We start from the raw sequence: 20,605 nt of genomic DNA, 5'->3' as shown, positions 1-20,605 counted from the left end.
CCCGTCCGGACACATCAAGTCCAACGATTGAATGTGATGAGACCCATCGATAAGGTAGATAGGCTGACACCGTGGAGTTACGACAGATCGAACACTTCATCGCCGTGGCCGGCGAGATGAGTTTCACCCGCGCCGCCGAGCGGGCGCATGTCGTGCAGTCGGCGTTGTCGACCTCGATTGCGAAGCTGGAGCGCGAACTCGGCGTGGAGCTGTTCGACCGGTCGCGGCAGCGGATCAGCCTGACCGCCGCGGGGGAGGCCTTCCGGTCGCACGCCTACGAGGTGCTGCACGCGGCCCGTGCGGCGGCCGAATCCGCCGGGCAGTTCCGCGGGTCTCTCATGGGCACAGTCGAATTCGGCTCGTTGATCTCCTATGGGCCGGTCGATGTCGGCGGTGCCCTCGGTGACTTCCACCGTGCCCACCCGTTCGTCCGGCTGCGGTTGAGGTTGAGTCAATCGGGTGCGTCGGCCTATCTGGCGGCACTCCTGGAGGGCTCGCTGGATCTGGCCCTGGTCTCGCTGCCCAACCGGTTCCCGGCACAGCTGGACATGAAGCTGCTGTTCGAGGAGCCGATGGTGTTCGTCTGCCGTGACGACCACGCCCTGGCCCGTCGTCGCCGTCTCGAGCTGGGGGACCTGGCCGGCGAGGAACTCGTCGGCTTCCCACCCGAGTTCGGGTTGCGGCGCCTGATGGACGAGGCGTTCCACCGTGCCGGTGTGCAACCGCAGACGCAGTACGAGGTTCCGGCCGGGTTCGCCGCGATCGCCGAACTGGTCGGCAACGGACTGGGTACCGCTTTCATGCCGGCGTCCGAGGCGCGCCGCTACGGCGGCCTGGGGACCGTTGTGCTGCGCGACCCGCCGGTATGGCAGGTCTATCTCGCCGCGCCGCCGGTCGAGCGGATGACGCCGGCCGCGGCGCGGCTGGCCGAAACCCTGCTCGACGCCGCGGCTTCGGCGTCCGGCTAGCGAGCCAGGGGACTGTAGAACACCAGACCGTTGCCCTTGTTGTCGTAGACCACGGCCCGGCGCTCGTGAGCATCGTCGTACGGGTGCTTGATGATTCCGCCGCCGCTTTCCTCGATGGCCTTGGCCGCACCGTCCACATCGGCGGTCTTGATCCCGACGACGACCTGACCGGGGATCGGGTGATCCACCGAAGTGGCCAGAGCGAGGGTCAGCGATCCACCGTCGAGCGCGGCGAAGTGGGCGCCGTCGCGGAACTTCAGCGGCATTCCCAGCGTCTCGGTATAGAAGCGGATCGACTCATCCAGGTCGTCGGTCGACAGGATGATCATCCGCACGTCGTGGTCGCTCATCGGTTCCTCCTTTGGACGAGCTCTCAGACTATGGCAGCCCGCCCCGCCCGAACAGCTTTCAAATCTCTACTGGTATAGAGACTTGGGACACCTTGTCCGCAATGCTGAGTTCCAGGAGACACCGACGATGACGCTGCAATTCGATCTGTCGAACCGCCGGGTGCTGATCACCGGTGCCGGACAGGGTGTCGGGCGGGGCCTGGCCGATGCCTTCGCCGCGGCGGGTGCCACCGTGCTGGTCAACGACCTCCGAGGTGAGCGGGCCGAGGCTGTGGCCGCAGAGCTGCGGGAAGCGGGCGGCGATGCGGTGGCGGTGCCGTTCGACGTCACCGAGTACCAGGCGGTCACCGATGCGATCAATGGGGCCGGCCCGATCGACACCCTGGTCAACAATGCGGGCAATGCCGGGGCCGAGGGATTCGCCGCCCGGATGCCGTTCGCCGAATCCACTCCCGCGGACTGGGATCCGTTCCTGCAGGTGAACCTGTACGGGGTGCTGCACTGCACGCGGGCAGTGCTGCCGGCGATGGTGGAGCGGCAATGGGGCCGGGTCGTGACGATCGTGTCGGATGCCGGACGGACCGGAGATGCCAGCGGTGCGGTGTACGCGGCGGCCAAGGCCGGTGCCGCCGGGCTGACGCGGTCGATCGCCCTGGAGAACGGCCGCTACGGCATCACCGCCAACAACATCGCGTTGGGCACCATGCGCACACCGCTCACCGAGCCGCTGTGGTCCGAGATGGGCGATTCCCCGCAGGCCAAGGCGATCCTGTCGCGCTACCCCATCCGCAGGCCCGGCCTGCCCGAGGACGTCGCCTACCTTGCGGTGCTGCTGGCCAGTGACCACGGCTCCTGGATCACCGGTCAGACGCTACCGGTCAACGGCGGCTACTCCTTCGCGATGTGAGGTGGCCGGTGCCGCCGCGACGATCGCGGTGATGATGTCGTGCAGTTCCGCGTCGGAGTCGATCGTGCGGTCGCCGCGGGCCAGGGCCAGCATCAGTCCGCTGATGAAAGTCAGCAGTACATAGGCCTTTTCATCGATCAGGCCCGGATCGGTGCCGGCCGGGCAGAGCGCGACCACGACGTTCCGGTGCAACTCGAAGAACCGCTGCTGATTGTGGCTGAATGCCTCGGCGAGGCCGGCGTCCCGGCTGGACGGCATGACCAGCTCATAGCGGGCCTTGCTCCGGAGCAGGCGCGCACCGGTTCCGGAGCGGATGACCAGGCGGGCCAGGCCGGCCGCCGGTGACGGGCTGTCGCCGCCGTTGTCCGATCGGGTGGCCGCGGTGAGATCGGCCAGGTCGAGATCGGCGATGCGGTTGGCGGCAGCACGGATCAACGCCGAACTGGTGCGGAAGTAGAAGGACGTGGTCCCGTCGGCAACCCCGGCCTTGCGGTCGACCTTGAGGTGGGTGACACCCTTGATGCCTTCGCGGGCGAGCAGAGCGATTGCCGCATCGCACAATTCGCGTCGACGTTGCTCGGGGTTCTGTTTGCCTCCCATATGTGCCTAACGGCGGGCCGGGGAGGGGATGTGTTCGGGTCGCACACCGGTGCCGACCAGATAGGCGGGTATCGCCGAGAGTTGAGGCAGCAGCCGAAAGATCTTCCCGAGCGCTTCGGGCGGGGTGATCTCACCACCCGCCAGCACGGGTTCGAGGACCTGGCGGTGCACGACACGTTGAAAGCCTTGTGTCACAGCGGTGGGCAGGATGCGACGGCGCTGGACCGCAGCCAGATCCTTCTGGCCGACCCGGTGCTCGCGTAGCGGTTGGTACAGCAGGCGGGCGGTGGCGACGGCGTCCTGGATGGCAACGTTGATGCCGACCCCACCGGCCGGCGACATGGCGTGCGCCGCGTCGCCGATGCACAACAGACCGTCCCGGTACCAGGTGGGCAGCCGGTTGAGCTGGACGTCGAGATGCTTGACGTCGTCCCAGGAGGACAGGGCATCCGGGTCGGCCTCGGGAATGAGCTCGGCGAGTTCGCTTTTGAAGATGTCGAGTCCGCGCGCCCGCAGCGTGGCGTCGCTGCCCTTGGGGATCAGGTAGGCCACCTGGAAGTAGCCGACGCGAGGAATCATGATCAACGCCCGACCAGGTCCGGTGCGGGGGATGAGCGAGTACTGGCCGTCCTCGGTGCGCGGCACCCGAAACCACCACACGTCGAACGGCACCGGATAGTCCTTGGTCTGCAGCCCGGCCTCCCGCCGGACCACCGACGTGCGCCCGTCGCAGCCCACGGTGAGTTCGGCGCGCAGCTCGCCGTCGCCGTCGGGGCTGGTGTAACGCACTCCGGTGATGCGCTCGCCGTCGCGCAGCAGCCCGGTCACCTCGGTCCGCATGAGCAGGGTGAAGTTGGGTTCATCTCGGCCGGCGTCGGCCAGCAGGTCGAGGAAGTCCCACTGCGGCACCATGGCCACGTACGGGTGCGGCTGGCGCAGACGCCGGAAGTCGAGCAGGGTCACGGGCCGGCCGTCGATCGGGATCTCGGCCTTCTCCACCTTGCTGTAGCCGATCTTGTCGAACTCGCCGAACAACCCGAGCTCATCGAGCAGGCGCATGGTGCTCGGATGCACTGTGTCACCGCGGAAATCACGCAGGAAATCGGCGTGCTTCTCCATCACGGTCACCGCGACCCCGCACCGGGCCAGGATCAGGCCGAGCATCATGCCGGCGGGCCCGCCGCCGACGATCGCACACGTGGTGTCAGGCATGGGCCAGTCCGTTCAGAGCGTCGGGCAGGGGTTCGGTGTGCAGCACGCCGAGGCGCTGTGTCGCGCGGGTGAGTGCGACGTACAACTCGGCCGCGCCGCGGTCGCCGTCGGCCAGGATGTGCGCGGGCTCCACGACGAGTACCGCGTCGAACTCAAGGCCCTTGGTTTCCGACGGGGCCACCGCGCCGGGCACCCCGGGCGGGCCGATCACCACAAAGGTGCCCTCGCGGGTGGCTTCATCCCGCATGAATTCCTCGACAGCGGAGGGGATTTCGTCGGCGGTCAGCTGCTTCGACCACGGCTGGACGCCGCACGACCGCACCGACTCCGGCGGCTGAACCCCGGGTGCGAACTCGGCCAGCAGCGCCCCGGCAACCGCCATGATCTCGGCCGGGGTGCGGTAGTTCACCGACAGCGTCCGGTAGATCCACCGGCCCGGCACGTACGGCTCGAGCATCCGGTCCCAGGACCGGGCGCCGGCGGCCGAGCGGCGCTGGGCCAGATCGCCGACGACCGTGAAGGACCGGCGTGGACAACGACGCATCAGGATCCGCCAGTCCATCTCGGACAGTTCCTGGGCTTCGTCGACCACAACATGACCGTAGGTCCAATCCCGGTCGGCTGCAGCACGTTCAGCGAGTTCCCGGGTGTCGCGCTCGAGGAACCGGTCGGCGAGGTCCTCGGCGTCGATGAGGTCGCTGGCCAGCAGGTGATCCTCGTCGTCCATCAGATCCTCGCGGGCGATCATCAGGTCGAGCACCCCTGCGGCGTAGGCCGCTTCCTCCCGCCGTTCGCGTTCTGCGGCCTCGTCGGCGGCCTTGTCCCGGCCCAGCAGGTCGACCAACTCGTCGAGCAACGGCACGTCCGAGATGGTCCAGGCGCTGCCCTCGGCGCGGAGCAGCCGGGGATCGGCGCCGGCCGCGGACAGCCGATCGGGTGACGAGTACAGCGGGGCCAGCAGGGTTTCCGGGGTCAGGATCGGCCACAGCCGATCGAGTGCCTCGGCGAACGCGGCGTTGTCGTCGAGTTCGCTGACCACACTCGCCCGCAGCTCCTCCCACGCCGCCTTGTCCGCGCGGCTCAGCCATCCCTTGCCGATGCGGGCCACGGCGCGTTCGGTGAGGACGTAGGTGACGATGTCGCGGAACGTCGCGCGCGCCTCGTTGTGCGGCAGCCCGGTCTCGCGGGCCTCCTCGATGGCCCACTGCACGGTTTCGGCGTCGATGCGCACGGTGACATCGGGCAGTTCGATGAAGATCGGCTCGGCGGGTACCTCCTGGCGGTCGGCCACTGCGGCGGCCAACACGTCGAGGATTTGCAGCGAACCCTTGATCGCGGCCACCTCGGGCGCGTCCTCTGCGGTGACATGCAGGCCGGGGACCAGGTCGCCGGGTGTCATGAACACCGCATCGGACTCACCCAGCGAGGGCAGCACCCGGCCGATGTGGTCCAGGAACGCCTCATTGGGCCCGACGACCAGGACGCCGTGACGTTCGATCCGTTCGCGGTGGGTGTAGAGCAGGTAGGCCACGCGGTGCAGTGCCACCACGGTCTTGCCGGTGCCCGGGCCGCCCTCGACCACGAGCACCCCGGTGTGTTCGTTGCGGATGACCTCGTCCTGCTCGGCCTGGATCGTCGCGACGATGTCGCGCATGCCCTCACCGCGCGGGGCATTCACCGCGGCCAGCAGTGCGGCGTCACCTTCGTCACCCTCGGCGGGCCGGCCCAGCACCTCGTCGGTGAAGTCGAGCACGCGACGCCCCAGCGTGCGGAACTGGCGGCGCCGGCGCATGTTCTCCGGGTTGGCCCCCGTCGCGGTGTAGAACGGCCGGGCCAGCGGCGCCCGCCAGTCCAGCAGCAATGGTTCGTAGTCGTCCTCGCGGTCGAAGAGGCCCAGGCGGCCGACGTAGAGATGTTCTCCGGCAAGGGTTTCCAGCCGACCGAAGCACAGGCCGTTGTCGGCCACGTCGAGCCGGTTGGCTTCCTTGGCCAGCGCCCGCACCTCGGCGTCGCGCTCCACCGCGGAACCGCCGTGCTCGCGCAGCGCGGTGCGGTACCGGTCACGTACCCGGATGCGCTCGGCGTCCAAGCGGGAGTACAGCCCGTCGACATAGGTCTGTTCGGTCTGGACTTCGATGTCGTGCTCGTCAGTTGGCACGTTCCCCACAGTTACCTCGCTTATCCGTGGTTTGGTTCGGCCAGCGATTGTGCGCCATCACCGGGGCCTTGCCGCAAGGCCCCGGGTACGCGATAAAATTGAGGTCAGCAACCGCTCACCCCATCCGGCCCACGTCCACGATACGCAGCACCGCGGCACCCTCTTCATCGCTGGCGGCCAGGTCGACTTCCACGTCGAAGCCCCAATCGTGATCTCCGGCAGGATCTTCGAGGATCTGTCGGATTCGCCACACCTGCGGCTGCCGGTCGAAGATCAGCAACGCCGGGCCACGGGCGTTGGCTCCGGTACCCACCTCCGCGTGCTCGTCGAAGTACGCCTCGCCCGCGTCGGCCCAGCGCTCGGCCGTCCAGCCGGACGCGGCATCGAGCGCCCCGAGCTCGTCCCAGCGGGAGCGGGCGAACAACTCGACCCGGCGGAACAGCGCGTTGCGGACCATCGCGGTGAACGCCCGCTCGTTGCCGGTCAGCGGGCGTGGCCGGGCCGGTACCGCAACCGGAGCATCGTGAGGCTGATCCGGGCTCGTCAGCTGCTCCCACTCGTCGAGCAGGCTGGAATCGACCTGGCGCACCAGCTCGCCGAGCCATTCGACGATGTCGGCGAGCTGCTCGGTGCGGGCGGCCGTCGGCACGCCCGAGCGCAGCGCCTTGAACGCGTCGGACAGGTAGCGCAGCACGGCGCCTTCGGAGCGGGTCAGCCCGTAGACGCTGATGTACTCGCGGAAGGTCAGGGCCCGCTCCCACATCTCGCGCACCACCGACTTGGGGGACAGGTGTCCGTCGGCGGCCCACGGGTTGGTCTGCCGGTACACCTCGTAGGCGTGTTCCAGCAGTTCTTGCAGCGGCTTGGGATAGGTGACCTCGTCGAGCAGCTCGATGCGTTCGTCGTACTCGATCCCGTCGGCCTTCATCTGCGCCACCGCCTCGCCCCTGGCCTTGTTCAGCTGGGCGGCCAGGATCTGCCGGGGATCTTCCAGGGTGGCCTCGATCACCGAAACCACGTCCAGCGCATAGGTTTCGGCTTCGGGATCCAGGACGTCGACCGCGGCCAGCGCGAAGGTCGACAGTGGCTGGTTGAGGGCGAAGTCGTCCGGTAGGTCGACGGTCAGCCGGTATCGGCGACCATCAGGTTCGGGTGTGTCGAGGCGTTCGATCACCCCGGCCTGCAGCAGTGAACGGGCGATGCCGACCGCTTCCCTGATGTGCTTGAGCTGACGCTTGCGGGGTTCGTGATTGTCGGTGAGGAGCCGTCGCATCGCCACGAACGGGTCGCCCGGGCGGTCGACCACATCCAGGATCATCGCCGTGGACACCCGCATATTGCTGGTCAACGGTTCGGGCGCGGCGTCGATCAGCCGGTTCATGGTGGCCTCGCCCCACGGCACCATGCCCTCGGGTGCCTTGCGCCGCACCAGCTTCCGGCGCTTCTTCGGGTCGTCGGCCACCTTGGCGAACTGCTTGAGGTTCTCCACCTCGTGGTCGGGCGCCTGCACCACCACGGTGCCCGCGGTGTCGTATCCCGCGCGCCCGGCCCGCCCGGCGATCTGGTGGAACTCGCGGGCGTTGAGCAACCGCATGCGGGTGCCGTCGTACTTGGACAGGGCGGAGAACACCACGGTGCGGATCGGAACGTTGATGCCGACCCCGAGGGTGTCCGTGCCGCAGATCACCTTGAGCAGCCCGGCCTGGGCCAGTTGTTCCACCAGCCGCCGGTACTTGGGCAGCATGCCGGCGTGGTGGACGCCGATGCCGTGCCGCACCAGCCGCGACAGTGTGGTCCCGAACGTCGTGGAGAAGCGGAATCCGCCGATCATCTCGGCGATCGCCGCCTTCTCCTCCTTGGTGGAGACGTTGACGCTCATCAGCGCCTGGGCCCGCTCCAACGCCGAGGCCTGAGTGAAGTGCACGACGTAGATCGGCGCCTGTTTGGTGTCGAGCAGATCGGCGATGGTCTCGTGCATCGGCGTGGTGGCGTACGAGAAGAACAGTGGCACCGGCCTTTCCGCCCCTGCGACCAACGCGGTCGGGCGTCCGGTGCGGCGCGTGAGGTCCTCCCGCAGGAACGTGACATCACCCAGCGTCGCCGACATCAGCAGGAACTGGGCCTTGGGCAGTTCCAGCAACGGCACCTGCCAGGCCCAGCCGCGATCCGGATCGCCGTAGAAGTGGAACTCGTCCATCACCACCAGGCCGATGTCGGCATCGGCGCCTTCGCGCAGCGCGAGATTGGCCAGGATCTCGGCGGTACACGCGATGATCGGCGCGTCGGCGTTGACCGACGCGTCCCCGGTGAGCATTCCGACGTTGTCGGCCCCGAACACATCGCACAGCGCGAAGAACTTCTCACTGACCAACGCCTTGATCGGGGCGGTGTAGAAACTGACGCGGTCCGCGGCGAGCGCCGCATAGATCGCCCCCGTGGCCACCAGGGATTTACCGGAACCGGTCGGCGTCGCGAGGATCACGTTCGCTCCGCTGACCAGTTCGATCAGCGCCTCCTCCTGCGCGGGGTACAGCGTGGTGCCGTTGGCCTCGGCCCAGCCGGCGAAGTCGGTGAACAGGGTGTCGGCGTCGCCGCTCTTGGCGCGCAGGGCCGACAGGTTGTTCGGATCGTCGAGCAGGGGAGTGGTCATATTGATGACCAGCGTGCCAGTTCACCCCTGCCGACGATCGTCCCGGTCGAGCGCCGCTATCCGAACTGCCCGGGCCGGTAGTCGCCGGCGGGCATCTGAACGATCACGTTCAGGCGGTTGACGGTGTTCATGAAGGCGATCAGACAGACGAGCGCGGCCAGTTGATCCTCGTCGTAGTGCTTGACCGCATTCGCCCACACCTCGTCACTGACGCCGCCCGCCGCGTCGGCGATCCGGGTGCCCTGCTCGGTCAGTTCCAGGGCCGCGCGTTCGGCCTCGGTGAACACCGTTGCCTCCCGCCACACCGCGACCAGATTGAGGCGCTGCTGGGTCTCCCCGGCGACAGCGGCGTCCTTGGTGTGCATGTCGGTGCAGAACCCGCAGCCGTTGATCTGGCTGGCGCGCAGGGCAACCAGTTGGTGCGTGGTGTCGGGGAGCGCCGAGTCCGTGATCACCTTGCCCGCCGAGGTGACGTACTTCAGCATCTTGACGGCGGTCGGGTTCTCGAACAGGTTCAGACGAGCATCCATGGTGCACTCCTAGTTGATGGTGACTACACCCTCAAGACACCGCGACTCGACGGAATGTGACATCCGGCGATAATCAGCGGGTGCAGATGCCGACCACCCTTGAAGCCGTTCTGTTGGTGGTGGTCGTCGTGCTGTTCGCGGCGTTCGTCACGTTCCTGGTGCTGTTCATCGTGAGCCGCAGGCAGCTCACGAACGCCCGGCGTGAGATCGAGCGAATGAAACTCGAGGACGATGACCGCAGGCGCAAGCGTCGCCGGGGTGTGGCGCCGTTGGCCATCAAGACGGTTTTTCAGACCGCGGACATGCTGATCAACAAAGGGCTGGGCGCAACGGTCCGCAACTCGATCGAGGACCTGGCCGGATGGGCCCAGGTGGAACGGCCGGATCTGGCCCGGCTGACCGCTGACGGCCGCGTCGTCATCGTCTTCTCCGACATCGAGGGTTCGACCGAGTACAACGCCGCGATGGGTGACCGGGCCTGGGTGAAGCTGCTGGAGAAGCACAACAAGCTCGTTCAGGCGCGCGTCGACAAGCACGGCGGCCACGTGGTCAAGACCCAGGGCGACGGATTCATGATCGCGTTCGCCGACCCGGAGAACGCGGTGCGGTTCGCCACGGACGTGCAGAGCGCGCTCGCGGAGAATCCCCAGCGGTGGCAGGCGATCCGGGTGCGGATCGGAGTGCACATGGGGACGTCGGTGCGCCGTGGTGACGACCTGTTCGGCCTCGACGTCGCGATGGCGGCCCGGGTCGCCGGTCAGGCCGACGGCGGCGAGATCCTGGTCAGCGAACCGGTCGGGGACGCGGTCAGGCACCTCGATGACATCGTCCTGGGTGCGGCCCGCGAAGTGGAACTGAAGGGCCTGCCCGGGACCCACCGGCTCTATCCGGTGCTCAGCGTCGAGCAGCGGGCGCTGGAGGCGGCGGCTGGACGTGACGCGTGACCCATTGCGCGGCGAGCTTGATCAGGCCCGATTTCGGATAGGTGATGTGCGCGTTCCAGTCCTGGCCGAGCGAACAGATGGGGTCGTTGGTGTTGCACAGGTCCGCGGTCCTGGCGCCGAAGTCCGGGCTCATCCGTGTCAGCGGCTGGCCGAGGCGCGCCGACGGGTTGCCGAAAACCACGACCGAGGCGACGCGCGGGACGACCGCGGCCGGTAGCGGCGCACTGTAGCCGAGGCCGGCGACGGGGGAGGTGGCCACGACGTCGACCACCGCCGCGCCCTGTGAGTAACCGCCCATCACGATCTTGGTCTTGGGGCAGCGTGCCGCTGTGGCCTGGATGCGCTTGCTCATGTCGGTGGCCCCGGCGGCGGCCTTCATGAAGTCCCACGACGCGGGGTACTCGACCGCGTAGGTGTCGACGGTCGAGCCTTTGACCATGGGGCGCAGAGTGTCGACGAACGCCTTGCCGACATTGCCGATGCCGGCGGGTTCGTCGGTGCCGCGCGCGAACACGACCTCGATGTCGGGACACTTCGGCGCGGCCGGAGACAGGGGAGCTGCGATCGGGCACACCGCGGCGGCGGCACCTGCCGCTGCAACTCCGGCCCGGCTGCCCGCGCGCCGGGCCCACCTGCCGAAAGGCATGCCTCTCCTCGACGTGGACCTGTCCGATACCGGATGAACCGCTATCCCCAGTTATCACTTCTACCACTGTTTTAACAGCGGCGCCCAGACATGGCGAGCTCGCGCAGTGGGTATTCGGTCACCGTGACCAGTCCAGTACTCGACGAACTTCTGCACATCGAACGGGCAGGGTGGGACTCGCTGTGCGAGTCGTCCGGCGCCGATTTCTACGGCGAACTGATGCTGCCCGACGCCGTCATGGTTCTCGCCAACGGCATGGTGATGGACCGGAACACCGTCGTCAGCGCGCTGGCCCAATCCCCGCCGTGGCGCGCCTATGAGATCAGCGGAGTTCGGCTGATCGCGCTCGACGACGACAACGCGGCACTGGTCTACACCGGTACGGCCTACCGCGACGGGGATGAGCCCGCGTTCGTCGGTGCCATGTCCAGCGTCTATCACCGCGTCGACGGAGTGTGGAAGCTCACGCTGTATCAGCAGACCCGCAAGCCGGACCAGTAAGCGGGCGTGACCTCGCCGGTCGCGCCGTCTGTGCCCCGCATATGGTCGAGCGGTGACGATCGCCTATGACGAAGCGCTGCGGGAACGCATCGGTGTGCATCTGGCGGGCCACGAGCGCCGCGCCGTGACCGACCCGAGCAAGCGGCACGCGGCCGTCGCGGTGGTCCTGGTCGACTCCGAACTCGGCGAGGACCGGGTGGATCCGGCGCCGGTCGACGAATGGATAGACGGTCGGCCGATGCCGGAGCCCGGACTCGACGGTCGCATGGTCGACGTCTCCGGTGGGGCCGCTTTCCTGTTGTGCCGCAGAACTTCTCGACTCTCGTCTCACGCCGCACAGTGGGCGCTGCCCGGCGGCCGGCTGGATCCCGGTGAATCGGCGATCGAGGCCGCGCTGCGCGAACTCGACGAGGAGGTCGGGGTCAACCTGCCCGACTCCGCAGCGCTGGGCCTGCTCGACGACTATCCGACCCGCTCGGGTTACGTCATCACGCCGGTGGTGATCTGGGGCGGCGGACGGCTGGATCTGCGCCCCTCGCCCGACGAGGTGGTGGCGGCATACCGGGTGGGGCTCCATCAACTGCAGCGCGAGGATTCGCCGCGGTTCATCACGATTCCCGAGAGCCCGCGCCCGGTGGTGCAGATTCCGTTGGGCAATGACCTGATCCACGCACCGACCGGCGCGGTGCTGCTGCAGTTGCGGTGGCTGGCCCTGGAGGGACGCGCCGATCCGGTGGACGAACTCGAACAACCGGTGTTCGCCTGGAAGTAGGGCTCAGGACGGGGCCGGACGCGCCCGCCGGCCCGGCCGGGCTGCCTTGGCAGCCTCTGCCGCGGGCGGGTGCGGCGTCGACGGCGGGTCCAAGCGCTGGAAGGACTGCTGGATCCGGTCCCGGTCACCGCCCAGGCCGACCAGCAGATTGGTGATAGTGGGGTGCGAGCACCCACGCGACCCCCGCGCCGTCGGTGCCGAAGACGCCGATGATCTCGGCCAGCACGTAGCCGTGCATCATGGTCCAGATCTGCGCGGCGACGGCCACCGGATCGCCCTCGTCGATGGCGCCGATGTCCATGCAACGCCGCACGAACACGGGGATCTGGGCGTAGACCGAGTTGATCTCGGACAGGGCTGCCGGGTTGCCGTCGACCGTGACATCGCGGCCGATCGGCAGCGCGATGGACGGCGAGGTGATTCCGAACATCAGCCGGTAGCGCTGCGGATAGGTGAGCGCGTACTCGCGGTAGGCCAGTCCGGAGGCGAGTAGGTCGGCCACCGGATCGTCGGTGTCCGGACGCCGGCGCAGGTGTTCGCCGAAGCGGACGAACGACTCCCGGACGAGCGCCTCGTACAGGCCGGGCATGCCGTCGAAGTGCGTGTAGACCGCCATGGTGGAGGCGCCGATCCGCTTGGCCAGCATGCGCGCACTGAGTGCCTCGGGCCCGCTCTCCTCGAGGACCTGGAGGCTCTCCTCGATCAGGCTTTCGCGAATTCCCATGGTGGACATCGTCCTGGACATGCTGCCATAACAATGTTATACCTGCCAATAACATTGTTATGGACGGGGTGGGGGAGCGGTGTTGGAGAGCATTGCGCGATGGGCGAGCAGGTACGCGGTCCTGGTGATGGCGGCATGGATGCTGCTGGCCGGCGTCGGCAACATCGCGGTACCCCAGCTCGAACACGTTGTGAAGGAACAGTCCCGGGCCTTCTTCCCGACCGACTCCGGTGCGACACAGGCCGCACAGCGGATGGGGACCCTGTTCGGGGATTCCGACAGCAACAACATCGCCTACGTCGTGCTCGAAGCCGACCGGACACTGGGGGAATCCGACCACGGGTACTACCGCGCGCTGGCCGACCGGCTGCGCGACGACACCCCCGGCGTCGAATCAATCATGGACCTGTGGGATGACCCCGCCGCCGCGGCCGTCTTCGAAAGCCGGGACCACAAGGCGTCCTATCTGATGGCACGGCTCGCCGGTCAACTGGGCAGCAGCACCGCCACCGATGCCGTGGCCGCATTGCGCGCAGCGGTGGACGCGGCCGGCGCGCCGGACGGATTGCGCACGCACGTCACCGGACCGGGGCCCAGCCTGGTCGATGAATTCGATGCGCTGGATGCACAATTGGCGCGAATCACGGTGCTGACGGTCGGGATGATCGCCGCACTTCTGCTCTTCGTGTACCGATCGCCGATCGCGGCCGCCGTCCCGCTGGCCTCGGTGGGGCTGTCCCTGGCGGTCGCGCGCCCGTTGGTCGCGCTGCTCGGCGAGCACGGCGTGATCGAGGTGTCGGTGTTCTCGGTCGCATTGATGTCGGCGATGGTGCTGGGCGCGGGGACCGACTACGGCATCTTCCTGCTCGGTCGCTACCACGAGAACCGGAGGGCGGGCATGGCGCCGCCGGATGCCCTGGCCGACGCCTACCGCCGGGTTGCGCCGGTCATCGCGGGGTCGTCCGCGACCATCGCCACCGCGTTGTTCTGCCTGACCTTCGCCAAGGTGAATTTTCTGCGCAGTGCCGGGATACCCAGTGGGATAGGTGTTCTCGCGGCGATGCTGGGTGCACTGACGTTGACGCCTGCTCTGATCGGTTTGTTCAGCAGGCTCGGTTGGGTCGAGCCGCGGGCGGCACGGATCAGCCGCCGGTGGCGCAAGATCGGGACTGCCGTTGCCCGCTGGCCGGGGCCGATCCTGGTGGTGGCCGCAGGTGCGCTGATCGTCTGCACGGTGCCGCTGCTCGGCGCCAAGATCAGCTTCGCGGAGTTGTCCGCACAACCGGCGAGCACCGACTCCAGTCGCGGATATCAAGCCGTCCACGGCCGATTCCCGGACAACCGGCTGCTGCCGGAGATCGTCTCGATCCAGGCCGACCGGGACCTGCGGACCCCGGCCGGCCTGATCACGATCGAGCGCGTCACCAGGAAGGTCCTTGAGGTGCGCGGGGTGCGCACCGTGCAATCGGCCAGCCGCCCCGCCGGGACCCCGGTGCGCCAGGGCACGCTGACCTACCAGGCCGGCCAGATCGGTGAACAACTCGACGGCACAGCGCAATCGGCGCTCGACGGGATGAACTCCGTGGATACCGTCACGGCTACCATCGGTCAACTCGATGCCGCTCTCGACGGTATGCAACGCGGGTTGACCGGTGCCGTCGACGGCCTGAACCGGGTCGGGGCCGGCTCGCAGGACATCGGTGCGGGCATGACCGGGTTGCAGGGCAACCTGCAGTCGGTGTCCGGCTATGCCGATCCGCTGCGCCAATTCGTCAACAGCAACCCCGACTGTGCGGCCAACCCGATCTGCGCGGCAGTACAGAAAATCGTCACGCCCCTCGATGACGCGGTCAGTGCGACGGGCACCCTCGCAGGCGGGGCGGGCGCGCTCGAGGAGGGCGCGGCCAGCGCCACCAACTCACTCGGCGGGGCGGCCGAGGGCGTGGCGACCATGCGCACGGCGCTGACCCAACTACGGGGTCTCACCTCCACCTTGCGCTCCAGCCTGGGCAGTGTCGGGCCACAGATGCAACAGATGACCGGCTACCTGTCCCAGCTCAGCACCGATTTCGACGGCAGCTCCGAGGGTGGGTTCTATCTGCCCCCAAGGACTTTCGACGATCCCGAGTACCGGCGGGTGATGGACATGATGTTCTCTCCCGACGGCCACGCAACCAGGCTGCTGGTCTACGGTGACGGCGAATCCTGGGGGCGCGACGGCGCGGACCGGTCTGCCGAGATCCGCGTTGCCGCGGCCGAGGCGCTCAAGGACACCCCGCTCGCCGTCAGTGGTGTCGTCGACCTCACGGGAGTCGGAACGGCGACCGCGGAACTCATCGACTATGTGCAACACGACTTCACCCTGCTCGTGATCGTCACGCTCATCTTGATTTTCGTGATCGTGGCCGGCATGCTGCGCAGCCCGGTCGCCGGGATCGTGGTGTTGACCACCGTCACGATCTCCTATGCATCGGCGCTCGGGGCCAGCGCCGCCATCTGGCAGTTCCTGGTCGGCCAACCGCTGCACTGGGCGGTACCCGCACTGGCGTTCATCGCCCTGGTCGCCGTCGGCGCGGATTACAACCTGCTGCTGGCGATGCGGTTGCGCGACGAGGCGCGGGCCGGTGTGCGCACCGCGACGATCCGGGCATTCGCCGGAACCGGCAGCGTCGTCACCGTCGCGGGGATCGTGTTCGGACTGACCATGTTCGCGATGCTCGGTGCCAGTGTGGTGACGATCGCCCAGGTGGGGTCAACGATCGGCATCGGCCTGCTGATCGACACCATGGTGGTGCGGACCTTCGTCGTGCCGCCCATCGCGGTGCTACTGGGCCGCTGGTTCTGGTGGCCGCGTCGGGTGCCGGCGACGCCGGGCGCAGACAGCGGGGCATGAGATCGGCGAAGTCTGGGTACATCGAGTGGGTCTGGGGAAGGGGGACGACCGACCGGAGAGGATCCATGACGGCACCGCGATTGCAGGTTGACCAGCGCGACGCCGCCGAGGCCCAGCGCATCGCGGCCGCGGTGAGCTCGGCATTCGCCACGCGGGTGGTCGGCCAGGACCATCTGCGCGAATCGATGTTGGTCGCGCTCCTCGCCGGTGGGCACCTGCTCCTCGAAAGCGTCCCCGGGCTGGCCAAGACCACGGCGGCACGGGTGGTCGCCGAGTCCATCGACGGCAGCTTCCGGCGTATCCAGTGCACGCCCGACCTGTTGCCCAGCGACATCATCGGCACCCAGATCTACGAGGCCGCCCGCAACACGTTCGCCACCCAGCTGGGCCCCGTGCACGCAAACATCGTGCTGCTCGACGAGATCAACCGCTCCAGCGCCAAGACCCAGAGCGCGATGCTGGAGGCGATGGAGGAACGCCAGACCACGATCGCCGGCGTCGAATATCCCATCCCCGAACCCTTTCTCGTCATCGCCACCCAGAACCCCGTCGATCAGGAAGGTACCTATCCGCTGTCGGAGGCCCAGACCGACCGGTTCATGCTCAAGGAGATCGTGGGTTATCCGTCGATCGAGGACGAGGTCGAGATCGCCGCCCGGATGGACGCCGGGCTCTACGACCGGGGCCACCATGCCGCACCCGTCGTCACCATCGACGACGTGCATCGTGCCCAGGACATCGTGCGCGCGGTGTATCTGGACCGCGCACTGGTCGAGTACGCCAGTCGGCTCGTCGCCGTCACCCGCGAACCCGGGCACCACCTGCCGGCCAATCTGGCCCGGGTGATCGAGTACGGGGCCAGCCCGCGGGCCACCCTCGCGTTCTGCCGCACGGCGCGTGCCCTGGCGGTGCTGCGTGGCCGCGACCATGTGGTGCCCGACGACATCGCCCGGCTCGCCCATCGCGTGCTGCGACACCGGCTGATCCTCGGCTTCGAAGCTGCCACCGCCCGAATCACCCCCGACGTCGTCGTCGATGCGGTGCTGCGCGCGGTGCAGGTCCCGTGAGGCCGGGATGGGTAGATACCTGGACTCCGCCAAGGCGTATGCCGGCCGCGACGTCGGCGGGCTACTCGAAGGTGGCCGCTACGCCCTGGTGCACACCCGCAGCCTGGAATTCGACGAACTGCGCCCCTACGTCCCCGGAGACGACGTCCGCGACATCGACTGGAAGGCCACCGCGCGCTCCGGGCACACCCTGACCAAGCGGTTCGTCTCCGAAAAACACCACAAGGTCCTGGTGGTCGCCGACGCCGGACGCAACAGCTGCGCGCTCGCACCGTCGGGCGAGTTCAAAAGAACTGTGGCACTGCACGTCATCGGCGCGATCGGCTTGATGACGCTGCCCCGGTCCGACGAGATCGCCATGGTGCTCGGCGATCACCGCGGCAATGTGGACATCCGGCTGCGCCGTGGCGAGACCCACATCGAAAGCATGCTGCACCGGTACGACCACCACACCACCGACCGACCCGGCCCGAGTGACATCCGGGTCCAGCTCGAGTGGGTCGCCCGGCACTACCGGCACCGGCTGTTGATCTTCGTGGTCTCCGACGAGCCCGAGGTCAGCGACGAGTTGGCCGAGGTGCTCGGCTCCCTGACTGCCCGCCATGACGTGCTGTGGGCCCTACTCAGCGACATGCCCGCGGTGAGCGCGCACCGGGACAGCGGCCGCAGCTACGAGGTCGCCGACGGCCGGCAGATCCTGACTGGTCTCGACCCAGACGTCGTCGAGGCCTACCGGCGCGCAGAAGCGCAACGGCGACAGCAACTTTCCGAATTCCTGACTCTGCACCGGATACCGCACGCACGGGTCACCGGCAGCGTTCGGATCAGGGCGGCATTGACCGCGATGACCGGGGTGTACGCCCGTGCCGGATGATCTGCTGCACCATGTCATCGGCCCGACGCCCTACTCGCCGCTGTGGCTGTGGACCGCGATCGGCCTGATCGTGCTGTTGTGTGCCTGGTACACGGCCGTGTTCGTGCTGACCTCGCGGCGACGCCCGGTGCGGGAGCTGCCTGTCCTCGGCGCCGCACGGGCCGAGCTGCTGCGGCGACGGTCAGCCCGTGCCGTCCGCGCCATCGGAAACCGTTATCGCGCCGGTGATCTCACGGCAGCAGGGGCAGGTGCGGCGCTGAGCGGCGAAGTTCGCAGCTTCCTGCACGCCGCGACCGGGGTGCAGGCCCAGTATATGCAGGTCGATGCCATCGCCGACAGTGCCGCCGCGCGGGCCGCGCCGATCCTGGCCGAGCTCACCGATATTCAGTTCAATCACCGCTCCGAACTCGACGCCGCCACGGCCAGCTCCACCGCAGAGGAGCTGATCCGCGGATGGACCTGATCTGGTGGGCGGTGGCGATCGCCGGCTGCCTCGCACTCGCGGGGTGCGTGGTGTCGGCCCTGCTCCTGAAGGAGCCGGCCGACCAGGACGAATTCACACCGGTGGCCAATACCGGCAGGCTCACCCGGCTGCCCGAATATGCGCGGGCCGCGCGGCGACGGACCATGGCGGCCGTGGTCGCCATGGCCACGCTGACGGTCGCCTTCGCGGCGTCGGCTCTGGTCGCGGCACGCCCCACCGGCCTTCCGTCGTGGAATCGAGCCACCCACATTGCGACCCCGGAGGACATCATGGTGTGCGTCGGCGGCCCGCTGACCGACCCCGCGGTCAGCGCCACACTGCAGTACTTCGCCGATCGGGCAGGCTCGTTCGGCACCGAACGGATCGGGCTGACCTCGGCCAATCGCCGGGTCATCCCACTCACCCGTGACTACCAGTACGCCGCAGCGCAATTCGCTGCATTCGGTCGGCAGGAAGGTGCCCGGCCGTTCGTCGCGCCGGTGTCCTACGTCGATTACGCAGCCAGCGTCGAGGATGTGCTGGCCATGTGCCTGACCGGATTCCCGTCGTTCTCGGAACGGTCCGCACAACGGCGGTCGGTGATCTACGTCGGACCTGAATCCCTGCCCCGCCCCGGTGAAGTCGCACCGTTGTTCGGTCCGGACCGGCTGCGCGACCTGGCGGTGACGGCAGGTGTTCAGGTCAACGCCATCACGCCCGAGCCCGGTGACGGGATTGCGGCGGACCTGACCCGGAGCACCGGCGGGCGGTGGTTTCCTGATTCGGCCGACGTGGCCGCGCATCTGGCGGAGATCCGGGATCACCCACCGCAGCCGGGGTCGACCGGCGAGACCGCCGACGTCCGATCCGCCGAAGCTCCAGGGGTTCCCGTGTTACTGGCATTGCTGGCGGTGGCAGTGCTGTGGTGGTGGCCGGTGGTGATGCGGCGATGAGGCTCGAACCGGTCCTTCCGCCATTGCTCGTCGCAGTGCTCGCGGTGGCGCTCGTCGTGGCTCGCGCCATCACCTTCGGGCGGGTCCGGGCGCAAGGCGGTGGCTGGTCGGTGGTCTGGCGGTGGTCGTCGCTCAGCACGGCGGGATTGCTGCTGCTCGTGGCCGCCCTCGGTCCCGTCGTCGGCAGGACCGATGACCTCGTGCCCCGGCCGGCCGGCGACCGCGACCCCAACATCTTTGTGATCCTTGACCGTTCGCCGGACATGGCGGGGCAGGTTCCCGACGGCCGTTCCCGGATCTCGGCGGCGCGGGGCGACATCGCGGCCCTGATCGAACGCCACCCACAGGCCCGCTTCGCGCTGATCGGTTTCGCCGACCGGCCGTTCGTGGACTGGCCGCTGTCCGCCGATACCTGGAGCCTGCGACCGGTGGTGGCTGCGACGAATGCGAACCCCGCGACGGCGGATGCCCCGGATGCCAACGTCGGCGCAGCCGCCAGCGTCCTGCGCTACCAGCTGATCAGCGCCGTGCAGCAGTTTCCGAGGGCCCGCAACCTCGTGTTCTATCTCGGTGCGGGCGCCCCGGAATCGCAAGCACCGCAACGCGAGTTCCAGCTGCCCGAGAATGCCGTGGACGGTGGCGCGGTACTGGGGTACGACGCAGCCGGGGCGCAGGCGCTTCGCGGGGTCGCCGAACAGATCGGGGTGCCGTTCGTGCCGCGCACCGGCGCGACACCGCTGGATGAGGCGCTCCCCGCTGACGACACGGGAAGCCAGGCACCCGCGGCCGTACCGGTGGCCGCCGCCGTCGAGCTGTACTGGGTCTTCGCGGGGGTGGCAGCCCTGCTCATCCTGGCCGAGCTCTATCTGGTGCTACGGGAATTCCGTCGCACCCAACCGATCGACGTGGAGCCGCGGTCATGAGCACGGTCCGTCGTCGGCTTCTGGTGTACTCGGCCCCGGTGGCGCTGGTGCTGGCCATCGCGGTCGTCAAACTGCTGTCGGTCGTGGTGATCGGCAATTCGGCGGCCGCCAGTTTCACCGACCGTGATACCGAGGCACTGGCGGGTGAGGTCGCGCGGCTTCAGGTGCTCGACGTCGTCCAGCCCGGTAAGGCGAACTTCGCCGCGGGCGCGCTGGCCGTTCTGGAGGACCGGCTGGCCGACGCGGATCGGAACTTCGCCGAGGCGGTGGAGCGGCTCGACTCAGCTGAATCATGTTCGGCCAGGGTGAATCTGGAGCTGGTCCGGGAGACCCTCGGCGACCGTGCGACCGCAGCGTCCGACAGCCGGATGGCACTGACCCATTACCTTGCCGCACGAGATGTGGTGGACCGGGCGCCCGGCGGGTGCTTTGCCGACGATGCGCTGGCGCGGCTGAACAGCAAGATCGAC

Annotated in this window: 19 protein-coding genes and 1 pseudogene; 12 read left to right on the top strand and 8 right to left on the bottom strand. The window is 68.3% G+C overall.

Translation table 11 applies throughout. The features are described 5' to 3' along the window. Positions 1 to 71: 71 nt before the first annotated feature. The gene (locus TX88_RS01690) at positions 72 to 968 is read left to right on the top strand and encodes a LysR family transcriptional regulator (protein WP_044514178.1); all 897 of its coding nucleotides are present in this window, start codon (positions 72 to 74) and stop codon (positions 966 to 968) included. On the opposite strand, the gene TX88_RS01685 is transcribed toward TX88_RS01690, so the two are convergent. Continuing rightward, complete coding sequence (locus tag TX88_RS01685) at positions 965 to 1,318, bottom strand: VOC family protein (RefSeq protein WP_036443520.1); 354 nt, start codon at positions 1,316 to 1,318, stop codon at positions 965 to 967. The genes TX88_RS01690 and TX88_RS01685 overlap by 4 nt on opposite strands. Before the next feature lie 127 nt (positions 1,319 to 1,445). Between TX88_RS01685 and TX88_RS01680 the strand changes: the two genes are divergently transcribed. Further along, on the top strand, positions 1,446 to 2,225 hold the full coding sequence (locus TX88_RS01680; protein WP_044514171.1) for an SDR family NAD(P)-dependent oxidoreductase: 780 nt from the start codon (positions 1,446 to 1,448) through the stop codon (positions 2,223 to 2,225). Here TX88_RS01680 and TX88_RS01675 read toward each other — a convergent pair. The 5 genes from TX88_RS01675 to TX88_RS01655 all read right to left on the bottom strand — a co-directional run bounded on the left by TX88_RS01675 (position 2,190) and on the right by TX88_RS01655 (position 9,375). Next, positions 2,190 to 2,825: a TetR/AcrR family transcriptional regulator gene (locus TX88_RS01675; RefSeq protein WP_044514169.1), complete on the bottom strand. Its 636-nt coding sequence runs from the start codon at positions 2,823 to 2,825 to the stop codon at positions 2,190 to 2,192. The two genes, TX88_RS01680 and TX88_RS01675, sit on opposite strands and share 36 nt — an antisense overlap. 6 nt (positions 2,826 to 2,831) lie before the next feature. Beyond that, entirely contained in the window at positions 2,832 to 4,037 is a 1,206-nt protein-coding gene (locus TX88_RS01670) for an FAD-dependent oxidoreductase (RefSeq protein ID WP_044514167.1), read from the bottom strand. Then, positions 4,030 to 6,195 carry an RNA polymerase recycling motor ATPase HelR gene (helR, locus tag TX88_RS01665; protein ID WP_044518995.1) on the bottom strand — a complete coding sequence of 722 codons (2,166 nt, stop codon included), beginning with the start codon at positions 6,193 to 6,195 and terminating at the stop codon, positions 4,030 to 4,032. The genes TX88_RS01670 and helR overlap by 8 nt, the downstream gene beginning before the upstream one ends. Positions 6,196 to 6,310: 115 nt before the next feature. Beyond that, a complete protein-coding gene (locus TX88_RS01660; RefSeq protein WP_044514166.1) occupies positions 6,311 to 8,845 on the bottom strand; it encodes a DEAD/DEAH box helicase in 2,535 nt (844 codons plus the stop codon). A gap of 56 nt (positions 8,846 to 8,901) precedes the next feature. After that, positions 8,902 to 9,375 carry a carboxymuconolactone decarboxylase family protein gene (locus TX88_RS01655; protein WP_044514164.1) on the bottom strand — a complete coding sequence of 158 codons (474 nt, stop codon included), beginning with the start codon at positions 9,373 to 9,375 and terminating at the stop codon, positions 8,902 to 8,904. A gap of 86 nt (positions 9,376 to 9,461) precedes the next feature. Between TX88_RS01655 and TX88_RS01650 the strand changes: the two genes are divergently transcribed. After that, positions 9,462 to 10,319 (top strand): adenylate/guanylate cyclase domain-containing protein, encoded by an 858-nt coding sequence (locus tag TX88_RS01650; RefSeq protein ID WP_209447016.1) that lies wholly within the window; start codon positions 9,462 to 9,464, stop codon positions 10,317 to 10,319. Here the strand turns inward: TX88_RS01650 and TX88_RS01645 are convergent. Then, positions 10,270 to 10,965: a cutinase family protein gene (locus tag TX88_RS01645; RefSeq protein ID WP_044514162.1), complete on the bottom strand. Its 696-nt coding sequence runs from the start codon at positions 10,963 to 10,965 to the stop codon at positions 10,270 to 10,272. The two genes, TX88_RS01650 and TX88_RS01645, sit on opposite strands and share 50 nt — an antisense overlap. Positions 10,966 to 11,055: 90 nt before the next feature. Between TX88_RS01645 and TX88_RS01640 the strand changes: the two genes are divergently transcribed. Both TX88_RS01640 and TX88_RS01635 read left to right on the top strand, forming a co-directional pair. After that, complete coding sequence (locus tag TX88_RS01640) at positions 11,056 to 11,466, top strand: nuclear transport factor 2 family protein (protein ID WP_044514160.1); 411 nt, start codon at positions 11,056 to 11,058, stop codon at positions 11,464 to 11,466. Positions 11,467 to 11,518: 52 nt separating this feature from the next. Continuing rightward, on the top strand, positions 11,519 to 12,238 hold the full coding sequence (locus TX88_RS01635) for an NUDIX hydrolase (protein ID WP_044514158.1): 720 nt from the start codon (positions 11,519 to 11,521) through the stop codon (positions 12,236 to 12,238). 124 nt (positions 12,239 to 12,362) lie between these two features. On the opposite strand, the gene TX88_RS01630 is transcribed toward TX88_RS01635, so the two are convergent. Next, complete coding sequence (locus tag TX88_RS01630) at positions 12,363 to 12,962, bottom strand: TetR/AcrR family transcriptional regulator (RefSeq protein ID WP_209446944.1); 600 nt, start codon at positions 12,960 to 12,962, stop codon at positions 12,363 to 12,365. A gap of 79 nt (positions 12,963 to 13,041) precedes the next feature. On the opposite strand from TX88_RS01630, the gene TX88_RS01625 reads away from it, so the two are divergent. The 7 genes and pseudogenes from TX88_RS01625 to TX88_RS01595 form a co-directional block, all read left to right on the top strand. Next, the gene (locus TX88_RS01625; RefSeq protein WP_110917869.1) at positions 13,042 to 15,855 is read left to right on the top strand and encodes an MMPL/RND family transporter; all 2,814 of its coding nucleotides are present in this window, start codon (positions 13,042 to 13,044) and stop codon (positions 15,853 to 15,855) included. A 65-nt stretch (positions 15,856 to 15,920) separates the two neighbouring features. Further along, positions 15,921 to 16,922: an AAA family ATPase gene (locus tag TX88_RS01620; RefSeq protein ID WP_044514156.1), complete on the top strand. Its 1,002-nt coding sequence runs from the start codon at positions 15,921 to 15,923 to the stop codon at positions 16,920 to 16,922. A 7-nt stretch (positions 16,923 to 16,929) separates the two neighbouring features. After that, on the top strand, positions 16,930 to 17,796 hold the full coding sequence (locus TX88_RS01615; RefSeq protein WP_044514154.1) for a DUF58 domain-containing protein: 867 nt from the start codon (positions 16,930 to 16,932) through the stop codon (positions 17,794 to 17,796). Then, entirely contained in the window at positions 17,786 to 18,259 is a 474-nt protein-coding gene (locus TX88_RS01610) for a hypothetical protein (RefSeq protein ID WP_044514152.1), read from the top strand. The genes TX88_RS01615 and TX88_RS01610 overlap by 11 nt, the downstream gene beginning before the upstream one ends. Continuing rightward, complete coding sequence (locus TX88_RS01605; RefSeq protein ID WP_044514150.1) at positions 18,250 to 19,212, top strand: hypothetical protein; 963 nt, start codon at positions 18,250 to 18,252, stop codon at positions 19,210 to 19,212. Before TX88_RS01610 ends, TX88_RS01605 begins: the two co-directional genes overlap by 10 nt. After that, on the top strand, positions 19,209 to 20,135 hold the full coding sequence (locus TX88_RS01600; protein ID WP_044518992.1) for a vWA domain-containing protein: 927 nt from the start codon (positions 19,209 to 19,211) through the stop codon (positions 20,133 to 20,135). The genes TX88_RS01605 and TX88_RS01600 overlap by 4 nt, the downstream gene beginning before the upstream one ends. Continuing rightward, positions 20,132 to 20,605: pseudogene (locus TX88_RS01595) on the top strand (hypothetical protein); the annotation flags it as partial. The gene TX88_RS01600 and the pseudogene TX88_RS01595, both read left to right, overlap by 4 nt.

This window comes from Mycolicibacterium septicum DSM 44393, from assembly GCF_000455325.1.
In the GTDB taxonomy this organism is placed as follows: Bacteria; Actinomycetota; Actinomycetes; order Mycobacteriales; family Mycobacteriaceae; genus Mycobacterium; species Mycobacterium septicum.
This window is presented reverse-complemented; position numbering and strand designations above follow the sequence as displayed.

Excerpts from the sequence above, each read along its gene's own strand:
- TX88_RS01680 (WP_044514171.1), top strand. The coding sequence starts at position 1,446 with ATGACGCTGCAATTCGATCTGTCGAACCGCCGGGTGCTGATCACCGGT.
- TX88_RS01670 (WP_044514167.1), bottom strand. The coding sequence starts at position 4,037 with ATGCCTGACACCACGTGTGCGATCGTCGGCGGCGGGCCCGCCGGCATG.
- TX88_RS01615 (WP_044514154.1), top strand. The coding sequence starts at position 16,930 with ATGGGTAGATACCTGGACTCCGCCAAGGCGTATGCCGGCCGCGACGTC.
- TX88_RS01660 (WP_044514166.1), bottom strand. The coding sequence starts at position 8,845 with ATGACCACTCCCCTGCTCGACGATCCGAACAACCTGTCGGCCCTGCGC.
- TX88_RS01600 (WP_044518992.1), top strand. The coding sequence starts at position 19,209 with ATGAGGCTCGAACCGGTCCTTCCGCCATTGCTCGTCGCAGTGCTCGCG.
- TX88_RS01630 (WP_209446944.1), bottom strand. The coding sequence starts at position 12,962 with ATGGGAATTCGCGAAAGCCTGATCGAGGAGAGCCTCCAGGTCCTCGAG.
- TX88_RS01675 (WP_044514169.1), bottom strand. The coding sequence starts at position 2,825 with ATGGGAGGCAAACAGAACCCCGAGCAACGTCGACGCGAATTGTGCGAT.
- TX88_RS01650 (WP_209447016.1), top strand. The coding sequence starts at position 9,462 with ATGCCGACCACCCTTGAAGCCGTTCTGTTGGTGGTGGTCGTCGTGCTG.
- TX88_RS01645 (WP_044514162.1), bottom strand. The coding sequence starts at position 10,965 with ATGCCTTTCGGCAGGTGGGCCCGGCGCGCGGGCAGCCGGGCCGGAGTT.
- TX88_RS01655 (WP_044514164.1), bottom strand. The coding sequence starts at position 9,375 with ATGGATGCTCGTCTGAACCTGTTCGAGAACCCGACCGCCGTCAAGATG.
- TX88_RS01605 (WP_044514150.1), top strand. The coding sequence starts at position 18,250 with ATGGACCTGATCTGGTGGGCGGTGGCGATCGCCGGCTGCCTCGCACTC.
- TX88_RS01685 (WP_036443520.1), bottom strand. The coding sequence starts at position 1,318 with ATGAGCGACCACGACGTGCGGATGATCATCCTGTCGACCGACGACCTG.
- TX88_RS01620 (WP_044514156.1), top strand. The coding sequence starts at position 15,921 with ATGACGGCACCGCGATTGCAGGTTGACCAGCGCGACGCCGCCGAGGCC.
- TX88_RS01640 (WP_044514160.1), top strand. The coding sequence starts at position 11,056 with ATGGCGAGCTCGCGCAGTGGGTATTCGGTCACCGTGACCAGTCCAGTA.